This window comes from Arthrobacter sp. ZGTC412 (assembly GCF_002929215.1).
In the GTDB taxonomy this organism is placed as follows: domain Bacteria; phylum Actinomycetota; class Actinomycetes; order Actinomycetales; family Micrococcaceae; genus Arthrobacter.
Genome location: NZ_PJII01000001.1, coordinates 264,284 through 283,895, shown reverse-complemented (window position 1 = coordinate 283,895; position 19,612 = coordinate 264,284). Strand labels below are relative to the sequence as shown.

Annotated in this window: 17 protein-coding genes; 11 read left to right on the top strand and 6 right to left on the bottom strand. The window is 66.1% G+C overall.

Going from position 1 to position 19,612, the window contains the following annotated elements; translation table 11 throughout:
- Positions 1 to 125: 125 nt before the first annotated feature.
- From CXQ88_RS01290 to CXQ88_RS01270, 5 genes are all read left to right on the top strand, one after another.
- Positions 126 to 1,217 carry an ABC transporter permease gene (locus CXQ88_RS01290; protein ID WP_104042358.1) on the top strand — a complete coding sequence of 364 codons (1,092 nt, stop codon included), beginning with the start codon at positions 126 to 128 and terminating at the stop codon, positions 1,215 to 1,217.
- A gap of 2 nt (positions 1,218 to 1,219) precedes the next feature.
- Entirely contained in the window at positions 1,220 to 2,233 is a 1,014-nt protein-coding gene (locus tag CXQ88_RS01285) for an ABC transporter permease (RefSeq protein ID WP_104042357.1), read from the top strand.
- A complete protein-coding gene (locus CXQ88_RS01280; protein ID WP_258061642.1) occupies positions 2,230 to 3,957 on the top strand; it encodes an ABC transporter ATP-binding protein in 1,728 nt (575 codons plus the stop codon). Before CXQ88_RS01285 ends, CXQ88_RS01280 begins: the two co-directional genes overlap by 4 nt.
- Before the next feature lie 98 nt (positions 3,958 to 4,055).
- Positions 4,056 to 4,463 (top strand): chorismate mutase, encoded by a 408-nt coding sequence (locus tag CXQ88_RS01275; protein ID WP_104042356.1) that lies wholly within the window; start codon positions 4,056 to 4,058, stop codon positions 4,461 to 4,463.
- Complete coding sequence (locus CXQ88_RS01270; RefSeq protein WP_146069158.1) at positions 4,460 to 5,533, top strand: hypothetical protein; 1,074 nt, start codon at positions 4,460 to 4,462, stop codon at positions 5,531 to 5,533. The genes CXQ88_RS01275 and CXQ88_RS01270 overlap by 4 nt, the downstream gene beginning before the upstream one ends.
- Before the next feature lie 42 nt (positions 5,534 to 5,575).
- On the opposite strand, the gene CXQ88_RS01265 is transcribed toward CXQ88_RS01270, so the two are convergent.
- The 6 genes from CXQ88_RS01265 to CXQ88_RS01240 are packed head-to-tail and all read right to left on the bottom strand — an operon-like array spanning position 5,576 to position 11,905.
- A complete protein-coding gene (locus CXQ88_RS01265) occupies positions 5,576 to 6,289 on the bottom strand; it encodes a DUF4166 domain-containing protein (protein ID WP_104042355.1) in 714 nt (237 codons plus the stop codon).
- A 35-nt stretch (positions 6,290 to 6,324) separates the two neighbouring features.
- On the bottom strand, positions 6,325 to 7,617 hold the full coding sequence (locus tag CXQ88_RS01260) for a DUF58 domain-containing protein (protein WP_104042354.1): 1,293 nt from the start codon (positions 7,615 to 7,617) through the stop codon (positions 6,325 to 6,327).
- Positions 7,617 to 8,609 carry an AAA family ATPase gene (locus CXQ88_RS01255; RefSeq protein WP_104042353.1) on the bottom strand — a complete coding sequence of 331 codons (993 nt, stop codon included), beginning with the start codon at positions 8,607 to 8,609 and terminating at the stop codon, positions 7,617 to 7,619. Before CXQ88_RS01255 ends, CXQ88_RS01260 begins: the two co-directional genes overlap by 1 nt.
- A complete protein-coding gene (locus tag CXQ88_RS01250; RefSeq protein ID WP_104042352.1) occupies positions 8,606 to 9,805 on the bottom strand; it encodes a DUF4350 domain-containing protein in 1,200 nt (399 codons plus the stop codon). Before CXQ88_RS01250 ends, CXQ88_RS01255 begins: the two co-directional genes overlap by 4 nt.
- A complete protein-coding gene (locus CXQ88_RS01245; protein WP_104042351.1) occupies positions 9,802 to 10,467 on the bottom strand; it encodes a DUF4129 domain-containing protein in 666 nt (221 codons plus the stop codon). The genes CXQ88_RS01250 and CXQ88_RS01245 overlap by 4 nt, the downstream gene beginning before the upstream one ends.
- A complete protein-coding gene (locus tag CXQ88_RS01240) occupies positions 10,457 to 11,905 on the bottom strand; it encodes a DUF7847 domain-containing protein (protein ID WP_258061641.1) in 1,449 nt (482 codons plus the stop codon). Before CXQ88_RS01240 ends, CXQ88_RS01245 begins: the two co-directional genes overlap by 11 nt.
- 183 nt (positions 11,906 to 12,088) lie before the next feature.
- Here CXQ88_RS01240 and mtrA point away from each other — a divergent pair, with 183 nt between their 5' ends.
- The 6 genes from mtrA to CXQ88_RS01210 all read left to right on the top strand — a co-directional run bounded on the left by mtrA (position 12,089) and on the right by CXQ88_RS01210 (position 19,571).
- Complete coding sequence (mtrA, locus tag CXQ88_RS01235; RefSeq protein WP_104042350.1) at positions 12,089 to 12,763, top strand: MtrAB system response regulator MtrA; 675 nt, start codon at positions 12,089 to 12,091, stop codon at positions 12,761 to 12,763.
- 136 nt (positions 12,764 to 12,899) lie between these two features.
- Complete coding sequence (mtrB, locus tag CXQ88_RS01230) at positions 12,900 to 14,651, top strand: MtrAB system histidine kinase MtrB (protein WP_104042709.1); 1,752 nt, start codon at positions 12,900 to 12,902, stop codon at positions 14,649 to 14,651.
- Positions 14,648 to 16,366 (top strand): LpqB family beta-propeller domain-containing protein, encoded by a 1,719-nt coding sequence (locus tag CXQ88_RS01225; RefSeq protein WP_104042349.1) that lies wholly within the window; start codon positions 14,648 to 14,650, stop codon positions 16,364 to 16,366. The genes mtrB and CXQ88_RS01225 overlap by 4 nt, the downstream gene beginning before the upstream one ends.
- Before the next feature lie 110 nt (positions 16,367 to 16,476).
- Positions 16,477 to 17,400, top strand: coding sequence for a ComF family protein (locus CXQ88_RS01220; RefSeq protein WP_104042348.1), 924 nt, complete (start codon positions 16,477 to 16,479; stop codon positions 17,398 to 17,400).
- A gap of 144 nt (positions 17,401 to 17,544) precedes the next feature.
- Positions 17,545 to 18,270, top strand: a complete 726-nt coding sequence (gene hpf, locus CXQ88_RS01215; protein WP_104042347.1) for a ribosome hibernation-promoting factor, HPF/YfiA family — start codon at positions 17,545 to 17,547, stop codon at positions 18,268 to 18,270.
- A 32-nt stretch (positions 18,271 to 18,302) separates the two neighbouring features.
- Positions 18,303 to 19,571, top strand: coding sequence for a winged helix-turn-helix domain-containing protein (locus CXQ88_RS01210; RefSeq protein ID WP_104042346.1), 1,269 nt, complete (start codon positions 18,303 to 18,305; stop codon positions 19,569 to 19,571).
- Positions 19,572 to 19,612 lie beyond the last annotated feature (41 nt).

Genomic DNA, 19,612 nt, shown 5'->3' with positions numbered 1-19,612 from the left:
AGCGCCACCCGGTTATGACCGCACACGGGGCGGGACGCCTGCAAGGCGTCCCGCCCCGCGTGCTGGTCACGGCGCCGCCCTCCTGCTGGAGCCGCAGCGACGGAAAACGACAACCTTAGGTACCCATGACAACACTCGTAGACGCGTCCCCGAGCGACGCGGACGGCCTCCTCCCGGCCACCAAAAAATTCTCCGGCGGGGGGCTGGGACAGTACATCCTGATCCGTTTCCTGCTGATCTTTCCCACGATCTTCATCCTCGTGACCATGGTCTTCTTCCTGATGAGGATCACAGGTGACCCCATCACTGCAGCCATGGGCGGACGGCTGCCCGCGGACCAGCTTCAGGAGCGAATCCAGGCGGCAGGCTATGACCGGCCCCTCCTGGTCCAGTACTTTGAATACCTCGGCCAGCTGGCCACGGGCAATTTCGGCCGCACGCTCACGGACAACCGGGCCGTCGTCGAAATGCTCACAACCTATGGGTCAGCGACACTCGAGCTGACCATCAACGCACTGCTCGTCGCCCTCCTGGTGGGCATCCCCCTCGGCATGGTTGCGGCGCACCGCCGGGACAAGGCGCCCGACGCCGTCCTGCGGGTCTTCGCCATTCTTTGCTATGCCACCCCCGTGTTTTTCGCGGGCATGCTGCTCAAGCTCACCTTCGCTGTCTGGTTGGGCTGGCTCCCGGTGGCGGGCAGGGCCAAAACATCCAGCGAACTCGCCCTGACGTCCCTCGAGGCTCCTACCGGGATCTACTGGCTGGACGCGCTTCGAAGCGGAAACATGGCGGCGCTCAGCGACGTCCTGGCCCACGCAGTGCTTCCCGCGGTGGCGCTTGGCCTCCTGACGGCAGGGATCTTCCTGCGCCTTGTCCGGACCAACGTGATTGGGACCCTGGGCAGGGATTACGTGGAGGCCGGCCGGTCCAGGGGAGTAAGCGAATACCGCCTGGTCACCAAGCACGCCTACAAGCCGGCACTGATTCCCATCATCACCGTGATGGGGTTGCAGATCGCCGTGATGCTCGGCGGCGCGGTCCTCACGGAGAAAACCTTCGAGTGGAAGGGCCTGGGATTCCAGCTGGCCAACTACCTCACCGCGCGTGACTTCGTCGCCGTCCAGGGCATCGTGGTGCTGCTCGCCATCATCGTGGCCATGACCAACTTCATCGTGGACATCATCGCCGCGCTGATCGATCCCCGCGTGAGGTACTGACCATGAGCATCCCAGCCGTTCCCGTCCCCATGGAAAGTCCCCGGGCCCCCTGGTACCGGCGCCTTCCCGTCATCTCGCATTACAACAAGAGTGTCGGGCTCCAGCGCGGCATGCTGGTGGCGGGCCTGATCCTCACCAGCGCTTTTGTCCTGACGGCGATCTTTGCCCCGCTGCTCGCGCCCTACGGGTTCGCACAGCTTTCCGACTCCGACGGCAACTTCCCCACGCAGCAGGCCCCGGGCGGCAAGCACCTCCTCGGCACAACGGTAGGTGGCTACGACGTCCTTTCGCGGGTGATCTGGGGAGCGCAGACCGCAATCCTGGTGATCGTCGTCGCCGTGGCCATGTCCATCGTCGTGGGCGTCGTCCTTGGATTGGTCAGCGGCTACTTGGGCGGGTGGCTGGACCGTATCCTGGTGGTCATCGCCGACGCCGTGTACGCCTTTCCGTCGCTGCTGGTGGCCATCGTGATGGCCATCGTCATCAGCGGCGGCCAGTCCAGCCTCATCGGCGGCATCTTCGCCGCCGGCACAGCCATCACGCTGGTATTCATTCCGCAGTATTTCCGGGTCATCAGGGCCGAGACCGTCAGGTTGAAGGCCGAGCCGTTCGTAGAGTCCGCCAAAGTGGTGGGCGCCTCCAACATCCGCATCATGAGCCGCCACATCTACCGCAACGCCACCCGCACCCTGCCGCTGATCTTCACCCTTAACGCCTCCGAGGCCATCCTCACCCTTGCCGGCCTGGGATTCCTTGGTTTTGGCATCGAACCCAGCTCGGCCGCGGAATGGGGCTTCGACCTCAACAAGGCGCTCGCCGACACCACCTCCGGGATCTGGTGGACCGGCATGTTCCCCGGCCTCGCCATCGTCCTGACGGTGGTGGGCCTGACCCTGGTGGGCGAGAGCATCAACGACCTCAACGATCCGCGCCTGCGCGGACGCAAGAGCAGAGGCGGCAGCTCACCGGCGCCGGTGGACAACGCCGCCATGGCAATCGAAGTGAGGGCATCATGACCGTTAACATCGATCCGTTATCCGGCCGGCATTCCGGCGAAGGCCAGTCCGACGGCGGCCGCCCGGTCCTCGACATCGACCACCTCCAGGTCACTTTCGCCACCGACGGCGGTCCCGTCCATGCAGTCAAGGACGTCAGTCTCGAGGTCAGAAAGGGGGAAGTGCTCGCGATCGTAGGGGAGTCCGGATCCGGAAAAACGGTTACCGCCAAGACAATTCTGGGCCTGCTGCCGGAAACGGCCAGCAGCTCGGGGGCAGTGGTGATCAACGGGGCTGACGTCATCAGCGTCAGTGCCGCCCGCCTCCGCCAAATCCGCGGCCGCGACGTGGCCATGGTTTTCCAGGAACCGTCCACGGCGCTCAACCCTGTCTTCACCGTGGGCTGGCAGATTGCCGAAGGCATCCGCGCCCACGTGGGCGCCGGAGGAAAACGGGTTTCGGCGAAGGAAGCCAAATCCCGGGCGGTCGAGGCCCTCCGCAAAGTCGGCATCCCTGATCCGGAACACCGCGTCAACTACTACCCGCACCAGTTCTCGGGAGGACAAAAGCAGCGGGTGGTCATCGCCGCGGCGCTGGCACTGAATCCCGGCCTGATCGTCGCCGACGAACCCACCACGGCGCTGGACGTCACAGTCCAGGCCGAAATCCTGGAACTGCTCCGGGACTTGCGGGACAAGTACGGCACGTCCATTGTGCTCATCACGCACAATATGGGCGTGGTGGCAGACCTCGCCGACCGCGTGGTGGTGATGTATCAGGGAGACGTCGTCGAGGAAGCGCCGGCCCGCACGCTGTTTGCAGAACCGCGGCAGGACTACACCCGAAAGCTGCTGGCTGCGGTGCCTCACCTGGGACACAACTCCGCCTCGAAAGGGCTGACCAGCCGGGCGCACCAGGATGAGGAAGTCCTGGTGGAAGCCAACAACCTGACCATCCAGTACCCCGGCAGGCTGGGAACGCCCGCGTTCAAGGCAGTGGACGGGGTCAGCTTCTCGCTGTCCAGGGGAGAAGTGTTCGGACTGGTGGGGGAGTCCGGCTCCGGAAAAACCACCATCGGGCGCGCCATCGCCGGCCTCAACAGGACCACCGGCGGCAGCCTCCGCGTGCTGGGCTACGAGATGCTGAACCTCCGGGAGCGCACCTTCAAGCCGCTCCGGAAGGACATCGGCTTCGTGTTCCAGGATCCGGCCGCCTCCTTCAACCCGCAACTGACCATCGGGGACTGCATCGCCGAACCCATGATCATCCACACCAAGCCAAGCCCGGCGCAGGCGCGCAAACGCGTAGCGGAGCTGCTCGAATCAGTCCAGCTGCCAGCGTCGTACGCAGGACGGTACCCGCACGAACTGTCCGGCGGCCAGCGCCAGCGCGCGTCCCTGGCCCGGGCCCTCAGCCTGAATCCGCGGCTGCTGGTAGCTGACGAGCCGACGTCGGCCCTGGACGTGTCGGTACAGGCAAAGGTCCTGGAGCTGTTCAAGGACATCCAGCAGGAGTTCGGCTTTGCCTGCCTCTTCATCAGCCATGACCTGGCCGTGGTGGACACCCTGTCCTCCTGGGTGGGCGTGCTGTACAAGGGCAAGCTGGTGGAGCAGGGGATCGGCAGCCAGGTCATGGGCAATCCGCAGCATGACTACACGCGGCGGCTCATCGCGTCCTTGCCCGTACCGGATCCGCAGGAACAGGCGAGGCGGCGGGAAGAACACCGGGCATTGCTCGGCATCTGACCGGTTGAAATCGAGGCCCAGGTTAGGCGCCGGTGCCCTATGCCGGCACCGGCGCTTAACACCCGGTCGAAACAGGCGCCCTCCCATAGACTTGAACCATGACGCAGCACAACCTTCACACTCCTGACTCCGATGACTTCGACCCCTCCGCCAGCTCGTTGGCCGGTCAGGTGGACAACTCGGTGATGGCTGAACTGCTGTCCATCCGCTCCAGCATCGACAACATCGATGCCACCTTGGTTTACCTCCTGGCCGAGCGCTTCAAGGCCACCCAGAAAGTGGGGTTCCTCAAGGCCGCCCACCGGCTGCCGGCCGGCGACCCGGGGCGTGAGGCGGCCCAGATCGCCCGGCTCCGCAGGTTGGCGGAAGACGCCCACCTGGATCCGGCGTTCGCGGAGAAGTTCCTCAATTTCATCATCGGTGAGGTCATCCGGCACCACGAGGCGATCGCCGAGGACCACGAGGCTGCCTCGGGACAGCACCCGCAGGCATCAGCACTCGCGTGAGCGTCGGCGAACAGCACCAGGCAGGTTCCGGAGCCTCCCGCGGGAACGAGGCGCCGCCGCGGGAGGTAACCGCCACCGGGCTGGGCCCATGGCCGGGCGAGGATCCGGTGGAAGCGGCAAAAATAATCCGGGGTGAGCTGGGCAGCCCCCACCTGCCATTCCTCGCCGAACTGCCGGACCGGGGCGTTGGGTCAGATGCCCTGGGGCGCACGGCCAGCCTTCTTGAGGAGTTGGCGGTCGACGTCCAGCCCTTCGGTTGGCGCCTGGTGGACCGCCCGGGCAAGGACTTCCGCCGCGCTGCATCGGCCCTTGCCACTGACATCAACATCCTCGCCGACGTAGCCGGGGCCGAGGAGAAGCCTGCTGCCGAGGTCAAGGTCCAGCTGGTGGGTCCGCTCAGCCTGGCTGCCGGCCTTCACCTGCACAACGGCGAGCGCGCCCTACTCGATTACGGCGCACGGCGGGATCTCGCTGCCTCCCTTGCTGCCGGCGTCGGGCCTTATCTTTCGCGGGTGTCCGCAGCTGTGCCCGGCGCCCGGCTGGTGGTACAGGTGGATGAGCCTGATATCGCAGCCGTCCTGGCCGGCACCATTCCCACCTCCAGCGGCTACCGCACCCTGCGTGCCGTGGCGGCCTCCGAGGCGCGGGAGTCCTGGCGCGTTGTACTGGACGCTTTACGGGCCGCGGGCGCCGCCGAGATCGTTATAGCTGTTCCTGAAATCGAGGCGCCCTTCGAGCAGATCCTCGCATCCGGGGCGGACGGCATTGCTGTTCCGCTGAAGGCCCTGACCGCCCGGCAGTGGGAGCAATTGGCAGGAGCCGTGGAATCGGAAAAGCGTCTGTGGCTTGGCGCGTTGGACGCAGCGGGGAACTCCCTGCCCAGAGTGGCTGACTGCGTTGAGTCGGTGTGGCGCCCCTGGCGGCAGCTGGGCCTGCCGGCAATGGCCCTCAGCACCCTGCGCGTTACACCTTCTGCCGGGCTCGCGGGCAGTAGCCCGGCCCAGGCTACGGCCGTCCTTGGACGCATCACCCAGCTCGCCGATGGGCTGAACCAGCTGGCGCAGGGCTAGCGCCGAGGGCAAACGGCCACTTCAGGTACCTAACCCAAGGCCTCAGACCCGGTCTTCCCAGCGGTCCGGCTGCGCATACCGCGGCAGGAAGCTCTGCGCGGAGCTTCCGCCGGTGTAGGGGCGCAGCCTGTAATCGAAGCTGCCGGCGTAGACCAGCACGAGGCCGACCTGGGGCTGGATCACTTTGACCTGGATGTGGTGCCTGCCGTTGCTGCCGTGGGCCGGGTCCCACCACTGTTCCGCGTAGGCTTTGGCATCCAGGGCGGCGGGAAGCGGAATGCGGAGGGGGCCCAGGAAAAGCCGGGAAGCCTCTGAAACGCCGCGGAGCCGCCCCTCCGGCGTCACTGTCAGGTTCAGGTCGGTCACGAGCCGCCGGTACCGGCCTACGTAGTCAACCAGCTGGGGTGCCCCGTTCCGGCGGGTCACGCTGGTGGTGTCCTGAAAGATCCTCGTCCGCCCGGGGAAGCGGATTTCACGCCGGGCCGTAAGGCTGGAGCGGCCAAAGGGATCCTGGTGGGCATGGTTTTCGATGCGGAACGGAATGTTCTCGCCGTACTCGGGAAAGAAGGCTTCCTCCCCACCGGTCAGCCGCAACAGGGGACGCAGCCAGTCCTGCCGGCAACCCACGACGTCGAACGTTCCCTCACCCACGCCATATCGGCCGCTGCCCGGCGCCAGGGCAAAGTACTCCTGCAGTTCGGGCTGCAGCCGGTGGAAGTCCGATCCCAGGGCCTGCTGGTAGATCGGTAGATTCATGGAGACCTCCTGGAGCACGGGCAGCGATTGTGACTTCACAATCTACCTGCAGCTTTGAGCCGGATGTACATGTCAGCCAGCTGGGGCGGCAGTTCCTGCGGCTCGGCGTCAACCACTTCCACACCGTGGTGCCGGAGCTCGGCAGTGACTGCCGCACGCTGCAGAAGGGCGCGTTCGGCTGCGGCGGCGCGGAACACACCCGCAGCGCTGTCGCGCTCCCGCAGCATCAGCCCGAGCTGGGGGTCCCGGACTGCTGCGACCACCACTACATGCTGACGGGCCAGTTGCACCGCGGTCGGGATGAGGCCTTCCTCCGGCGCGCCGCCCTCCAAAGAGGTCAACAGCACCACCAGCGACCGGTGCACGGATACGGCGCGGACCTGCCCCGGGACCGCTGACCAGTCCAGTTCGATGAGTTCCGCCTCCAGCGGGGCCATCGCCTGGACCAGCTGGCCGAGGAGGTTACCCTGGCCGGCAGATCCGGCCCTGGCCCGGGTCCGGCGGTCAAAGGCCAGGAAGTCCACCCGGTCGCCGCCCCTTTCCGCGAGGACTCCCAGCAGGAGGGCTGCTTCCATGCCGGTGTCCAGGCGGGGCTCATCGTCGATCCTTGCGGCCGACGTCCTGGACGTATCCAAAACCATCACGACCCGCCGGTCGCGTTCCGGCCGCCAGGTACGCACCACTACCGCAGACCGGCGTGCCGTTGCCCGCCAGTCGATGGACCGGACGTCGTCACCGCGGACGTAATCCCGCAGGGAATCGAACTCCGTGCCGGCGCCCCTGATCTGGACGGCTGCCTTGCCGTCGAGCTCGCGCAGCTTACGCAGTTTGGACGGCAGGTGCCGCCGGGAATGAAAAGGGGGCAGGACCCGCAGTAAGCCGGGGCAGTCGATGGTCCGCTGGCGGGCGGCCAGCAGCATCGGGCCGAAGGAGCGGATGGTGGCGTGCGGGGCTTTGAGGTCGCCGCGCCGGACAGGGTGCAGACGCACGGAAATCCGCCGGCCCTCTCCAGCCGGAACGTCGATGTCCTGTACGGGATTTTGTGCCCCGGCGGAAGGCTGCCAGGCATCCCGCAGTGTCCCGTGCAACCGGCGCTGTCCGTTATTGCGGACAGTAAGCACCGAATCGGCGGTCCCATGCAGCGTCACGTTGCCGGGTTCCCGGCGCACAACATGGACCTGGCGGAGCGAGCCGGCCAGGACCAGGTCCACGGCTGCCAGGGCCAGCAGACAGCCGGCCACGACGAGGACCGTTCCCCAACCGGGCAGCAGCAGGACCGGCACCAGGCCCAGCAGCACCAACAGCACAAACCGCCCGGAAATGGCCATCAGCGCGGTACGGGCACGGATGCGAGGATGCTGGCCAGAACGTCGTCCACCCGGACCCCGTCCATCTGGGCTTCAGGCTGCAGTGCCACCCGGTGCCGAAGGCAGGGCAAAGCCAGCGCCTTGACGTCATCCGGGGTGACGAAACCCCGCCCCGACAACCATGCCCAGGACCGGGACGTGTTCAGCAGCGCCGTTGCACCGCGGGGTGAGACGCCCAACTGGAACGACGGCGCCGAGCGCGTGGCCCGCACCAGGTCCACGATGTAGCCAATGATCTCCGGCTCCACCGCAACGGTCGCCACCGCCTGCCTGGCCCGCTTCAGGTCCGCGGCACCTGCCACTGCCCGGACACCGGCGGCTGCAAGGTCACGCGGATCGAAGCCGGCGGCGTGCCGCCTGATGACCTCCATCTCATCGCGGCGCTCCGGCAGCGGCATGGTGAGCTTGAGCAGGAACCGGTCCAGCTGTGCTTCGGGGAGGGGATAGGTGCCTTCGTACTCCACTGGATTCTGGGTGGCGGCAACGAGGAACGGTGAGGGCAGCGGGCGGGAAACGCCGTCCACGGAGACCTGCCGATCCTCCATGGCTTCGAGCAGCGACGCCTGGGTCTTGGGCGGGGTCCGGTTGATCTCGTCGGCCAGCATCAGGTTCGTGAACACGGGCCCTTCCCGGAACGAGAACTCAGAACTGTGTGAGTCATACACGAGGGACCCGGTGACGTCTCCCGGCATCAGATCTGGGGTGAACTGCACCCGTTTGGTGTCAAGGCTCAGGGCTGCGGACAACGCCCGCACTAAGAGGGTCTTGGCCACGCCGGGCACGCCTTCCAGCAGCACATGCCCCTGGGAGAGCAGCGCAATCAGCAAGCCGGTGACGGTGGCATCCTGCCCCACCACAGCCTTTGCCACCTCATGGCGCACGTCCAGTAGCGCCTGCCGGGCCGAATCATTGGTGTTGTCAAGGACCCGGGGGCCGCTGCCTTGTTCGCTCATCGGCTGTTGACCTCTTTCTCTAGGGTGTCCAGTTCCTGCGACCAGGCCACAAGCCGTGCCTCGTTGCGTGGACGTTCGTCAAGGAGTTGTTTGATGCCGTGGGGCGGCCGGTCCAGGAACCGGGCCGCAGCTTCCGCCGTGCCGTCCGCGGTGGCCCCTGGCCCCAGCCGCAACTTCCTGGCGAGCCTCACCAGGGTCCCGGCCCGTAAGTTGTCCCGTGCCTGGTCGATGGCGTGCGAGTCGTGATAGAGCCGTGCCCTTCCCTCGGCCGTCTCCACGGCCTTCACCACCACGGGCAGTGGCTCGAAAACCAGCGGCCCATGGCGCCGGCCCCGCCACAGGATCGCGGCCAGGGCCACCAGGGCGAGCCACGGGCCAAGGAAACGGGCCCACTCCGGTGCAAGTTCATCGAGCGTTTGGGGGGAACCGGAAATATCCAGGTCTGCCACGGACGGCAGGTACCAAACCAGGTCCGGCGAGCTGCCCAGGGTCCGGATGGCGAGGGCTGCGTTGCCCCGTTCGTCGAGCCGTTCATTGCTGAGGATGGCGGTGCTGCCCAGGACCGAAACGTGCCCGTCCCCGCTGACGGCAAGCAGCCCGGCGGTGGACGCCGTCGGCCGGTAGCAGGACGTCCCGCCGTCGTACACGAAGCCTGACTCGCCGGAGACGGCGCCGGCTGCCTGCGCATCCGGAAGCGAACAGCCGGGCTCCAGCACCGACGATGCCGCGGGCACTACACCTGCCTGGCTGATCCCGCTATCCAGCGCGGCAAGGGTCTGCAGCCGGGGCGATACAACCACCACCCGCTTCGCCGCGCCGGACAACTCCCTCAGCCGGGACTCATCCAGGAACCCGTCCGGGTCGTGCAGCAGGAGGGTGGGGGAGTCGCTGGCCGCCAAGGCAGTCATTGCGTCTTCGTACGTGTTGGAGTCGCGGACGCTCACCCCGTGGCGGCCCAGAATTTGGCTTACTGCCCGCGCCCCGTCGGGTCCGGGGTTGTGGACGGACAAGGAAACACCGTCTCCCTTGGGAGCCAGCTGTTCCCAGACAACCAGTCCCAACGCCGCGGCCACCACGGCAGCCACGGCCGCAAGCGCCCGGTGCTGGTGGATCCACCGGAACGGATTCCTGCGGGCAACCTTGGTTTTCGGGCTGTGGCTTCCCTTATCAGTGACTTCGGAAACCGTTCCGGTCATGGCAGCACCGCCGGATCCTGCTCTACGGAGTCTTCCGGCGGGCCGAGGATTTTGGCGGGCCTGCTTGCCTCGAGGTCCTGGTCGAGGCCGGCTATGGCCTGGTAGTCAAAGCTGCCTGCCATCCAGTTTCCGTAGCGGACCGCGTCAAAGGTCCGGGCGGCCTGGTCCAGGCGCGCCGCCTCCGCCGGGAACGGGATGGACAGGGCAAGGACCACTTCGTCCGCGGTCCGGCCGGGCTGTGGATCCAGGACGGCACGGTCTTCCGCAGACCGGACCAGCGCGCGGAAACGGTCGACGACGGCGTCCGCCCACTTGCCTGCCGCAGCCGAAGCTTCCGCGCGCAGCCGGTAGTCGGAAGCTGTCAGTTCGCTGTCCGGTTCGAAGACTTCCTTGTTCTGCCGGGCCTTCGGGTTCAGGCGGGGCCGGGCCAGGATCACGGCGATGGCGATGACCACGGCGATGACGATGCCGATGACAGGGCTCGGGACCGGGCCCGCTTCGCCGGACGGCCCGTCCAGGGACAGCAGCCAGTCCAGGAAGCTGCGCCACAGCGAGTCAAGCCAGCTTGGTCCGGCATCCCGGTATTCCGATTTCGCCAGTTCCTCGGCTGCCCAGCGCCGGGCTTCCTCAGCCTCCGGGAGCACCGGAGGTTCAGCGGCCATTCGGCCAGGCTCCGCCGGGGCCTGTTCCGGGAACTGGGCCCGGCCCGGTGGCCGTCGTCCCACGCCCCGGAATGCCTTCAGGATCTGCGCCCGTTTCCATCAGCCGGAGCAGGGCAATGTCCAGTCCGTCCTTCCGCATTCGAAGATCCATGTAGATCAACGCCATCACCGAGGTTTGGAAGGCGTAGCCCACGGCGCCGATCAGGGCGCCCAGGACGGCAGTGGCCACCCCCACCGCAACCGCTATGCCGATCTCCTGTTCGGTGCCGCCGTGCGGGGAGATGAAGCCGCCAAGGAAGGTGGGCAGCAGGCTCACCGGGATCATCACCACCTGCCCGATGACGCTCACCATGATGCTCACTACCAGGGTGATCCCGAAAATCCGCCACCAATTGGCCCGGGTCAGTGACCAGGAACGGCGCAGGCCGTCAAGGGCGCCCAGCTCCTCGATGACGACGGCGGCAGGGGCCACCATCAGCTTGATATAGATCCACACGAACAAGGCGATAAAAGCCGGCACCAGGGGAATGAGCAGGAGGGCTCCGGTGCCCTCCATGCTGACGACCAGGGCTACGGCGATCCCGGCCAGTACCAGGAACGCGAGCAAACCCGCAGTCATCATCAGCGCTGCCAGGCGGGCCAGCGCCCAGGCACGCGAACGGGCCAGACGCCACATCTGCCTGAACCCCGTGGGGCGGTTGAGGATGGACCGTGCCACCGGCACCACCATTGCGCCCTGGAGCACGGCCGAGATAAAGAGCGTCAGGACAAGCACCACCAGGATGGCGGCCAGAAACCCCAGGCCGAGCGAGGCAAGGTCGGCTGGCGTGGCGTTTTCCGCCCATGCTTCAAAGGAGACCAGCGAGGTGGCGGAGACGGCAGTGATTACTGCTGCGAGGATTGCGGCGAGCGATTGGGCAAGGACGGCGGCGCCCAGCATGGCTTTGGCGTTCCGCCGGATTGTCTGGAAGGAACCGTCCAGAATCTCACCGAACATCAGGGGGCGCAGCGGGACAATGCCAGGTTTGGGCGGGGCAACATAGCGGGGCTGGTTGTAAGGCGGCTGGCCGTAGGAGGGCTGGCCGTAAGGCGAACCCTGGTAAGGGGGCGGGGGTGTGCCCCAATGCTGCTGGCCTGGCTGGGATGAGGTCGGCACGCCCCACTCGGGCTGCTTTCCCCACGCTGGCGGCGCGCCCCACCCTGGCTGGTTACCCCGTTCAGGCTGGTTACCCCGTTCAGGCTGCACGCCCCACCCCGGCTGGCCGTTGGGGGGCACAGGCTGAATGTTAGGGCCGAAGCCCGGCCCGCCGTCGTCGTGCGCAGGGCCTTGGGCCTCCGGAGCGCCGTCGATACCCGGGTCCTTGCTGCGGGCGCCGCCGCTCTCGGCCGGCCGGTCCCCGCCTTGGGGCTCCTGCGCGCCAGGATCCTGTTGTGACACCCCGTGTTCCTTCCCCCTGTACCAGTGCCTCGGCTGCCGGCGCCCGGGCCGCAGCGCACGGTGGGCACCGGGGACGCCCGGCATGGTCCCAGCCTATAGTTCGGCAGGCAGGCCACCTAGCGTTCCGCCATGCCGCAACGCCCTGAACAGGACAAAGCCTGCCTGATAAGGGAATATATAACTATGAAGGCACGCATTCTGGTGGTAGACGATGACGAAGCGCTGGCCGAAATGATCGGGATTGTTCTTCGCAATGACGGCTTCGAGCCGGTCTTCTGCGCCGACGGCGCCAAGGCGCTTGACGTTTTCCGCTCATCCCGGCCGGACCTTGTGCTGTTGGACCTTATGCTTCCCGGTGTGGACGGCATCGAGGTCTGCAGGCAGATCCGCGCAGAGTCTGACGTGCCCATTGTGATGCTCACTGCCAAGGCGGACACGTCCGACGTCGTCCGCGGCCTGGAATCCGGTGCCGACGATTACGTGCCCAAGCCGTTCAAACCGGCCGAACTCGTAGCCCGCGTCCGCGCGCGGCTTCGCCCCGGCGACCAGAAAGCCCCGGAAACCCTGCGCATCGCCGACATCACCATCGACGTCGCCGGGCACACCGTGAGCCGGGGCAGCGAGCGGATCTCCCTCACGCCCCTGGAGTTCGACCTCCTGGTGGCCCTTGCGCGCAAGCCATGGCAGGTATTCACCCGTGAACTGCTGCTCGAGCAGGTCTGGGGCTACCGGCACGCCGCCGATACTCGGCTGGTCAATGTCCATGTCCAGCGCCTCCGGTCCAAAATCGAGCAGGATCCGGAAGCTCCGGAAGTTGTATTAACGGTGCGTGGTGTCGGCTACAAAGCAGGGGCCTGACCCCGCGGTTCCTCAGGGGGGACCTGCCAACGTGCCCGCTGCGGGAAGTTCTCCGGAACCCCACGGCGGGCCGGACCGGCCTGAGCCCGGCAAGTCCCCGGAGCACACCGACGCCGTAACAGCCCGCCTCCAGAGGCTGTCCTTCCGCGCCCGGATCTGGCAGCGCCGCGCCCTGATCGTCAGCCTCCGCGTTGCCCGCCTGGTCCGTACAGGGTTCCGACGGTTCCTTCCGGCGCTCCGCTACATAGGGCGGGCCCTGCACCAGCGGTGGCGCCGCTCGCTGCAGTTCCGCACTGTTCTCACCACGCTGCTCCTCGCGGTCACCTCATTTGCAGTAGTGGGCGCGTACCTGTCCAACCAGATCGCCAACAACCTCTTCCAGGAGCGGCTGACCCAGGCCGAGTCGGAGACCCGGTACAACGTCAAGCAGGTCCAGGACACGTTCGACGGCGCCCAGGTCACCGATCAGTCCAGCGTCATCACCCTGGTGTACGACACCCTCAACGCCGTGGAGGGCCGCGGTTCGGTGATCCAGCGGAGATATGTCTTCGAGGCCATGCCCGAACAGACCAAGCCCCGCAACCGGTGGGTGGAGTCGCGGGCTTCGGACCAGCTGACGGTAAGCGTCATCCCGCCGGACCTGCGCAAATCCGTGCAGGAGTCCGGGAAGGACCAGTACTGGGCATCCACCGTGATCCCGGTTGGAACCGAGGACCGTCCGGGTATTGCGGTGGGCAACAAGGTGACCTTCAACGGCACGGTGTATGAGCTGTACCTGATTTACGATCTCAACACCGCGCAGCAAACCCTCGACGAGATCCAGAGCGTGCTGTGGGCCGGCGGCGCCGTGCTGGTCCTGATGATCGGTGCCATCGCCTGGTACGTCACCCGCAATGTCGTCAGCCCCGTCAGCCACGCCGCGATGGTGTCGGAAAAGCTGGCGGCCGGGCAGTTGCAGGAGCGGATGGTGGTCCGGGGTGAAGACGAGGTGGCCCGCCTGGGCGCCTCCTTCAACCACATGGCAGCCAGCCTCCAGGAGCAGATCACCCAGCTGGCCACGCTGTCCCAGATGCAGCAGCGCTTTGTGTCGGATGTGTCCCATGAACTGCGGACCCCGCTGACCACCGTCCGGATGGCCGCGGAGGTGCTTTACGACGCCCGGGAAGATTTCGATCCCATCAACAAACGCTCGGCGGAACTCCTGTACAACCAGGTGGAGCGGTTCCAGTCCCTCCTCTCGGACCTGCTGGAGATTTCCCGCTTCGACGCCGGCGTGGCAATGCTTGACGCCGAGCCCGAGGACATCCTGCAGGTGGTGGCCCACGTCATTGAAGGCGCCGCGCCCGTCGCAGCTGAGTACGGGTCCGAAATCATTCTCAGTGCCCCCGACGGCGCCGTCATTGCGGAAATGGATGCCCGCAGGATCGACCGGATCCTGCGGAACCTCATCCTTAATGCTGTGGAGCACGGCGAACGGAAACCGGTGAGGGTTACCGTGGCAGCGAGCCAGACCGCCGTCGGGATAGCCGTCCGGGACTATGGCATTGGCATGGCACCGGCCGAAGCCGCCCGCGTCTTTGACAGGTTCTGGCGCGCAGACCCTGCCCGTGCCCGCACCACCGGAGGCAGCGGCCTTGGCCTGTCCATCGCAATGGAGGACACCAAGCTCCACAACGGCTGGCTGCAGGCGTGGGGGAAGAAGGGCAGCGGAGCGAACTTCCGGCTGACCCTGCCCCTCCGCCAGGGCGAGGAGATCGATAAGTCGCCGGTCCAGCTGGAACCGGGGGACATCAACATCCCCGGCGAAATGGACAACCGGAACATGCTGGTGCTGGAAGCCGGGGGAGCGCCGCTTGCTCCGGCGTCGACGTCGAAGGAGACTACATGACGGGCCTTGCCCCGCGCCGGGCAGAACCCGTGACTTTATTGCTGGTCCTGCTGGTGGTCCTGTTGGCCGGTTGTGCCCGCATACCCACGTCCGGGCCGGTGGGCAAAAGCAGCGAGGGAAGCGCAGGCAACCTGAGCGCACCCGTGTTCCTGCCGGCGGCGCCGCAGGCAGGCGCTTCGCCGGAAACCATCATTGACTACTTCTATCGGGCGGGCAGCGGTTACGAGGACGACTACGCTGTCGCACGCCAGTACCTGACCCAGGCGTCATCCGTGTCCTGGAAGCCGGACCAGCGCGCCCTTGTTTACCGCGAAGCGCGCGTGGTGGCGGCGGAGGCCGAGAATGTCTACAACTACGAGCTCGACGTCGCCTATACGGTCGATGCCGACGGCATCGCCACCCAGTCACCCGAAGGAACCGTCGAGAAGATCCCGGTGACGGTCACCCAGGTGGACGGGGAATGGCGCATCTCCGCCCTTCCGGACGGCACAGCCATTGCCGAAGAGACCTTTAAAGTGATCTACGGCGCCTACCCCATCTACTTCTACGATCCCAGCTTCACGTATGCGGTACCGGATGTCCGCTGGTTCATCAAAAACAAGACCGTCAAGGCGATGACCAGTGCGCTGCTGGCCGGGCCCGCCCCGTACCTGCGTGGTGCTGTGGTGAGTGCCTTTCCTTCCGGGATACAGCTGGCCCGTGAATCGGTGCCGGTTGTATCGGGGGCGGCACAGGTGGACCTGACGGCCAAGGAACTTACCGAAACCTCGCCCGAAGACCGCCTGCGGATGCAGATGCAGCTGACCCTGACTTTCCGCAGCCAGCCGGACGTGGTCAACGTTGAGCTGCGCGCCAACCAGGACCTGGTCCGGGTGGAGGACAACGGCTCGGTCCTGCCGCCGGTGCTGGACAAGAGCGTGCCCCCGCGCCAGATCGCGGTCAGTGGCAACGAGCTCGTGCGCTACGAGAACAACAGGGTGTCACCGCTGCCGGATATGCAGCCGGTGTCGTCGCTCAAACCGCGGTTCCCCGCAGAATCCCAGGTGTCGCAGACCGCGGCCTTCCTTAACGACAGCCGCACCACCCTTTACAGCATCAATCCTGGCCAGCCGGCACGGGCACTCACCACACGGAGCACCTTGACCCGGCCCTCCTTCAGCCTGGATGAATGGGTGTGGTCGGCGGGACCCGGAGCTCAGGGGCGAACTGAGGTCGTTGCCTTCCGTCCCACCGGCGTGGCCGAGGGAGCCAACGTGCCGTCAGTAACCCTTGCGCCTGCCTGGCTGGCGGGACGAACCGTCAAGGATTTCCGGATTTCGCGCGAAGGAGTGCGTGCGCTGGTGATCTCTGAACAAAACGGGAAGACCCGCGTGCAGGTCACCGGCATCATCAGGGCCGGGGACGGAACACCCCGGGAGCTGACACCGCCCGTCACCCTGGTCACCGACAGTGACCCCGACCAGGGCGTGTGGGTCAGCGACACGACCGTCGCCGTGATGAAGGGGGCCGCGGCGGCAAACGTTACGCCTGAGCTGCTCTCCCTCACTTCAGGCCAGCCCCAGCAGCTTGCGCCGTGGCCCGGTCTGGCGTCCCTCAGCGCCGGCAACGGTGCTGAGGAAATCTACGCGCAGTCCGCGGAGGGCGTCTTCCAGCGGCTAGGCAACGGCTGGTCCCCGCAGATCAAGGGTCCCATCGACCTATCGTTCCCCGGCTGACGCCGTGATCCAGTGCGCTTTCCCCAGCTGGGCGTTGTCGCAAGAGGAGTTGTCCACATAGCCGGGGAGCGGACTGCCCTCTAAGGCACTTCAGGCGGAAGCTTGTCCGAATGAGGAACAGATCCAGTGTTGGAGCCGGAGCGGGGAGGAAGACGCGGCTGGACCCGGACCTTTTTCCAGCGGCGGAACAGCCCGGCACGCACCGCTCCGAGTATCAGAGCGCCCTCCTGCGCCTCGCGGACCAGGCAGCCGGAGCCGCGGCAGACCTCCTTGCGCTAGCTGTTCCGGTGGACTGCGTATGCTGCGGAGCCGAAGACCGGGCCCTCTGCGTCCAGTGCGACCGCCACATCCGCAGCCTGACGCGTGACCCCTTCCGGGCCGAAAGCGGGGCACCTGCTCTGATGGACGTCGGCGGGACCGTGCTGCTGCCCGTGGTGGCGGCCGGCGTTTACCGGGAGGAGCTCGCCCAGGCCCTCTTGTCCTTCAAGCGGCACGGCCAGTATCAACTCAGGAGCAGCCTGGGCCGGGCACTCGCCGGCGGTCTCCGTTCGGCATCACCGGGGACGGAGGCGAACTGCCTGGTTCCGGTGCCGAGCAGCAACGCGGCCTTCCTGAAGCGCGGTTTCAGCCCGGTCCACCTGCTCCTGCGTGAGGTGTCACGGCAGTTGCCGGGTCTCGCTGTGCAGGACGTGCTTGGAAAGACCGGATCAGGCGGGCTGCAGCTGCCCGGAGGCCAAAAGGGCCTGGACCGCGGCGGCCGCGCCAAACGCGTGCGGGGCTCCATGCAGGTCCGCCGCCGCGGGCGGAACAAGGTGGCCGGACAACGCTGCATCATCATCGACGACGTCCTCACCACCGGCGCGACACTCGCGGAAGCAGCCCGCGCACTGCACCTGGCAGGAGCGGTCGTGACCGGTGCTGTAGTCCTGGCAGCGACACGCCCGCCCGACTCTTCGGGCTGCGGCGCCGCATCCGCCGAACCCCGAGGAAGGGAGCATGACTTAGAAAAAAATAAACCAAGAAAGGATGAATAACATGTGGCTATGAACTAACGTCGGTGGTGGGTACCAAGAACAGAATGTACCTTTCGATGGCGGCTCGGAGAGGGGCTTGACTGTCAAACAGATCGGCCCAGGGAAGCGCTGCCGTCGTGTCACCGAAGTCATTTGGAGGGCACCATGGAGTTTATGATCAGCGGACGAAATCTGACAGTTTCAGACCGGTTCCGCGAATATGCCGGGGAGAAGATCTCGAAGATCGAGTCGCTGGGAGACAAAGTCCAGCGCGTTGATGCGAAGGTTTCCAAGGAGACCAGCTCACGGCAGACCGGCGATCAATTGACAGTCGAGGTGACAGTACTGGGCAGGGGACCGGTAATTCGTGCCGAAGCAAGCGCCGCTGACAAATTCGCTGCATTCGACCTCGCGTACAACAAGCTGCTTGAGCGGCTCCGCCGTGCCAAGGATCGCAAGAAGGTCCATCACGGAAGGCACACGCCAAAAGCTGTCCGGGAAGCGACCGCCACGCTGGAGCCTGCCAGCACTCACGAACCCCTCTATGTCGAGGCGAGCCACCGGAATGAGACTGCGGAGGCCCCCGCAGAGACGTCCCCCTACGATGTGGACAACGACATCCCGGCCGGCGATTCCCCGGTCCTGATCCGGCGAAAGGTCTTCCCGGCAGCTTCACTTTCCCTCGACGACGCCGTGGACAACATGGAACTCGTAGGCCACGACTTCTACCTATTCGTGGATAAGGCTACGAATACGCCGTCCGTCGTTTACCGGCGCCGCGGCTGGACCTATGGGGTCATCACCCTGGACCATGAATGCGAACCGGGTGACACCGTGGTCGAAGAAAAAATCATTGCGTACCGTTCGGATGACGCAGCAGCAAACGCTTAGGGTGGTGAACACCATCCACAGAGAGGACTGATGTGCCAGCGACGCTGAGCCTGGACCAGGCCCGGCGGATCGCTCTGGCGGCACAGGGACTCGACAAAGGACGGCCCACCGGCCCCGTGACATCACGGACGGTGGGCCGCACCTTTGCCCGGCTCCAGCTCGTCCAGATTGATTCCGTCAACGTTCTGGCCCGTAGTCATTTCCTCCCCTTCTTCTCCCGGCTGGGGAACTACGACCGCACCATCCTCCAGCGGATGTCCGGTGCCCATCCGCGGCGCATGGTGGAGTACTGGGCGCACGAAGCCAGCTATATCCGCCCCGAGCATTTTCCCGATCTCCGCCTCTGGCAGAAAAGGGCTTGGGTGGGCGCTGCGGGCATGGAGCCGGGCGTGCGCGCCACCATTTCGGCCAGAATCCTTGAAACGCTCTCGTCCGCACGCCCCATGACTGCTGCCGAAATAGCGGCGAGGATCGGTCACATCGAGGAAAAGCAGACGGACAACTGGGGCTGGAACTGGAGCGCCGTCAAGCGGGTCCTGGAGCACCTGTTCGAGGAGGGCCTGGTTTCGGCAGCTTCCCGGACCGAGCAGTTCGAGCGCAAGTACACGCTGACCTCCAGGGTGCTGCCGGCCGTGCACCTTGGTGAGCCCGGTGAACCGGATCCCGCCCCTGCCCTGCATCGCCTTATCGATGCGGCCGCCCTGGCGCACGGCATCGGAACCGTGCGCTGCTTCGCTGACTACTTCCGCACGCCGGTCAAGGCCGCGGCCGCATCCGTGGAACATCTGGTGGAATGCGGGAGGCTGGAGCGTGTGACCGTCACAGGCTGGAACCGTGAAGTGTTCCGCCACGTCGAGGCAACACTTCCGCGGAGCGCGGCCGGCCGGGCCTTGCTGAGCCCGTTTGATTCCCTGGTCTTTGAACGTCGCCGACTGGAGGAACTTTTCGGCTTCCATTACCGGATTGAGATCTATACCCCGGAGCACAAGAGGCGCTACGGGTATTACGTCCTTCCTTTTCTCCTGAGGGACCGGATTGTGGCGCGGGTGGACCTGAAGGCTGACCGCACAGGTGGGAAACTGTTGGCCAAGTCCGCGTTCGCCGAGCCCGGCGCCCCGGCGGACACCGCCGTCGAACTCGCAGCGGAGCTTCGGTTGATGGCAGATTGGCTGGGGCTGCCGGACGTGGAGGTGGGAAACCGTGGCGATTTGGCGGCGAACCTCGGGAAGGCAGTGGCCGGTAGTCAGCCCGTATCCGCTCTCAGGGAACAAACGAGCCGCGGGGCGGTGTCTCTCCCGTAGACTAAAAACGCCAGAATTCGGCGGCAAAGACTGGGAGCATC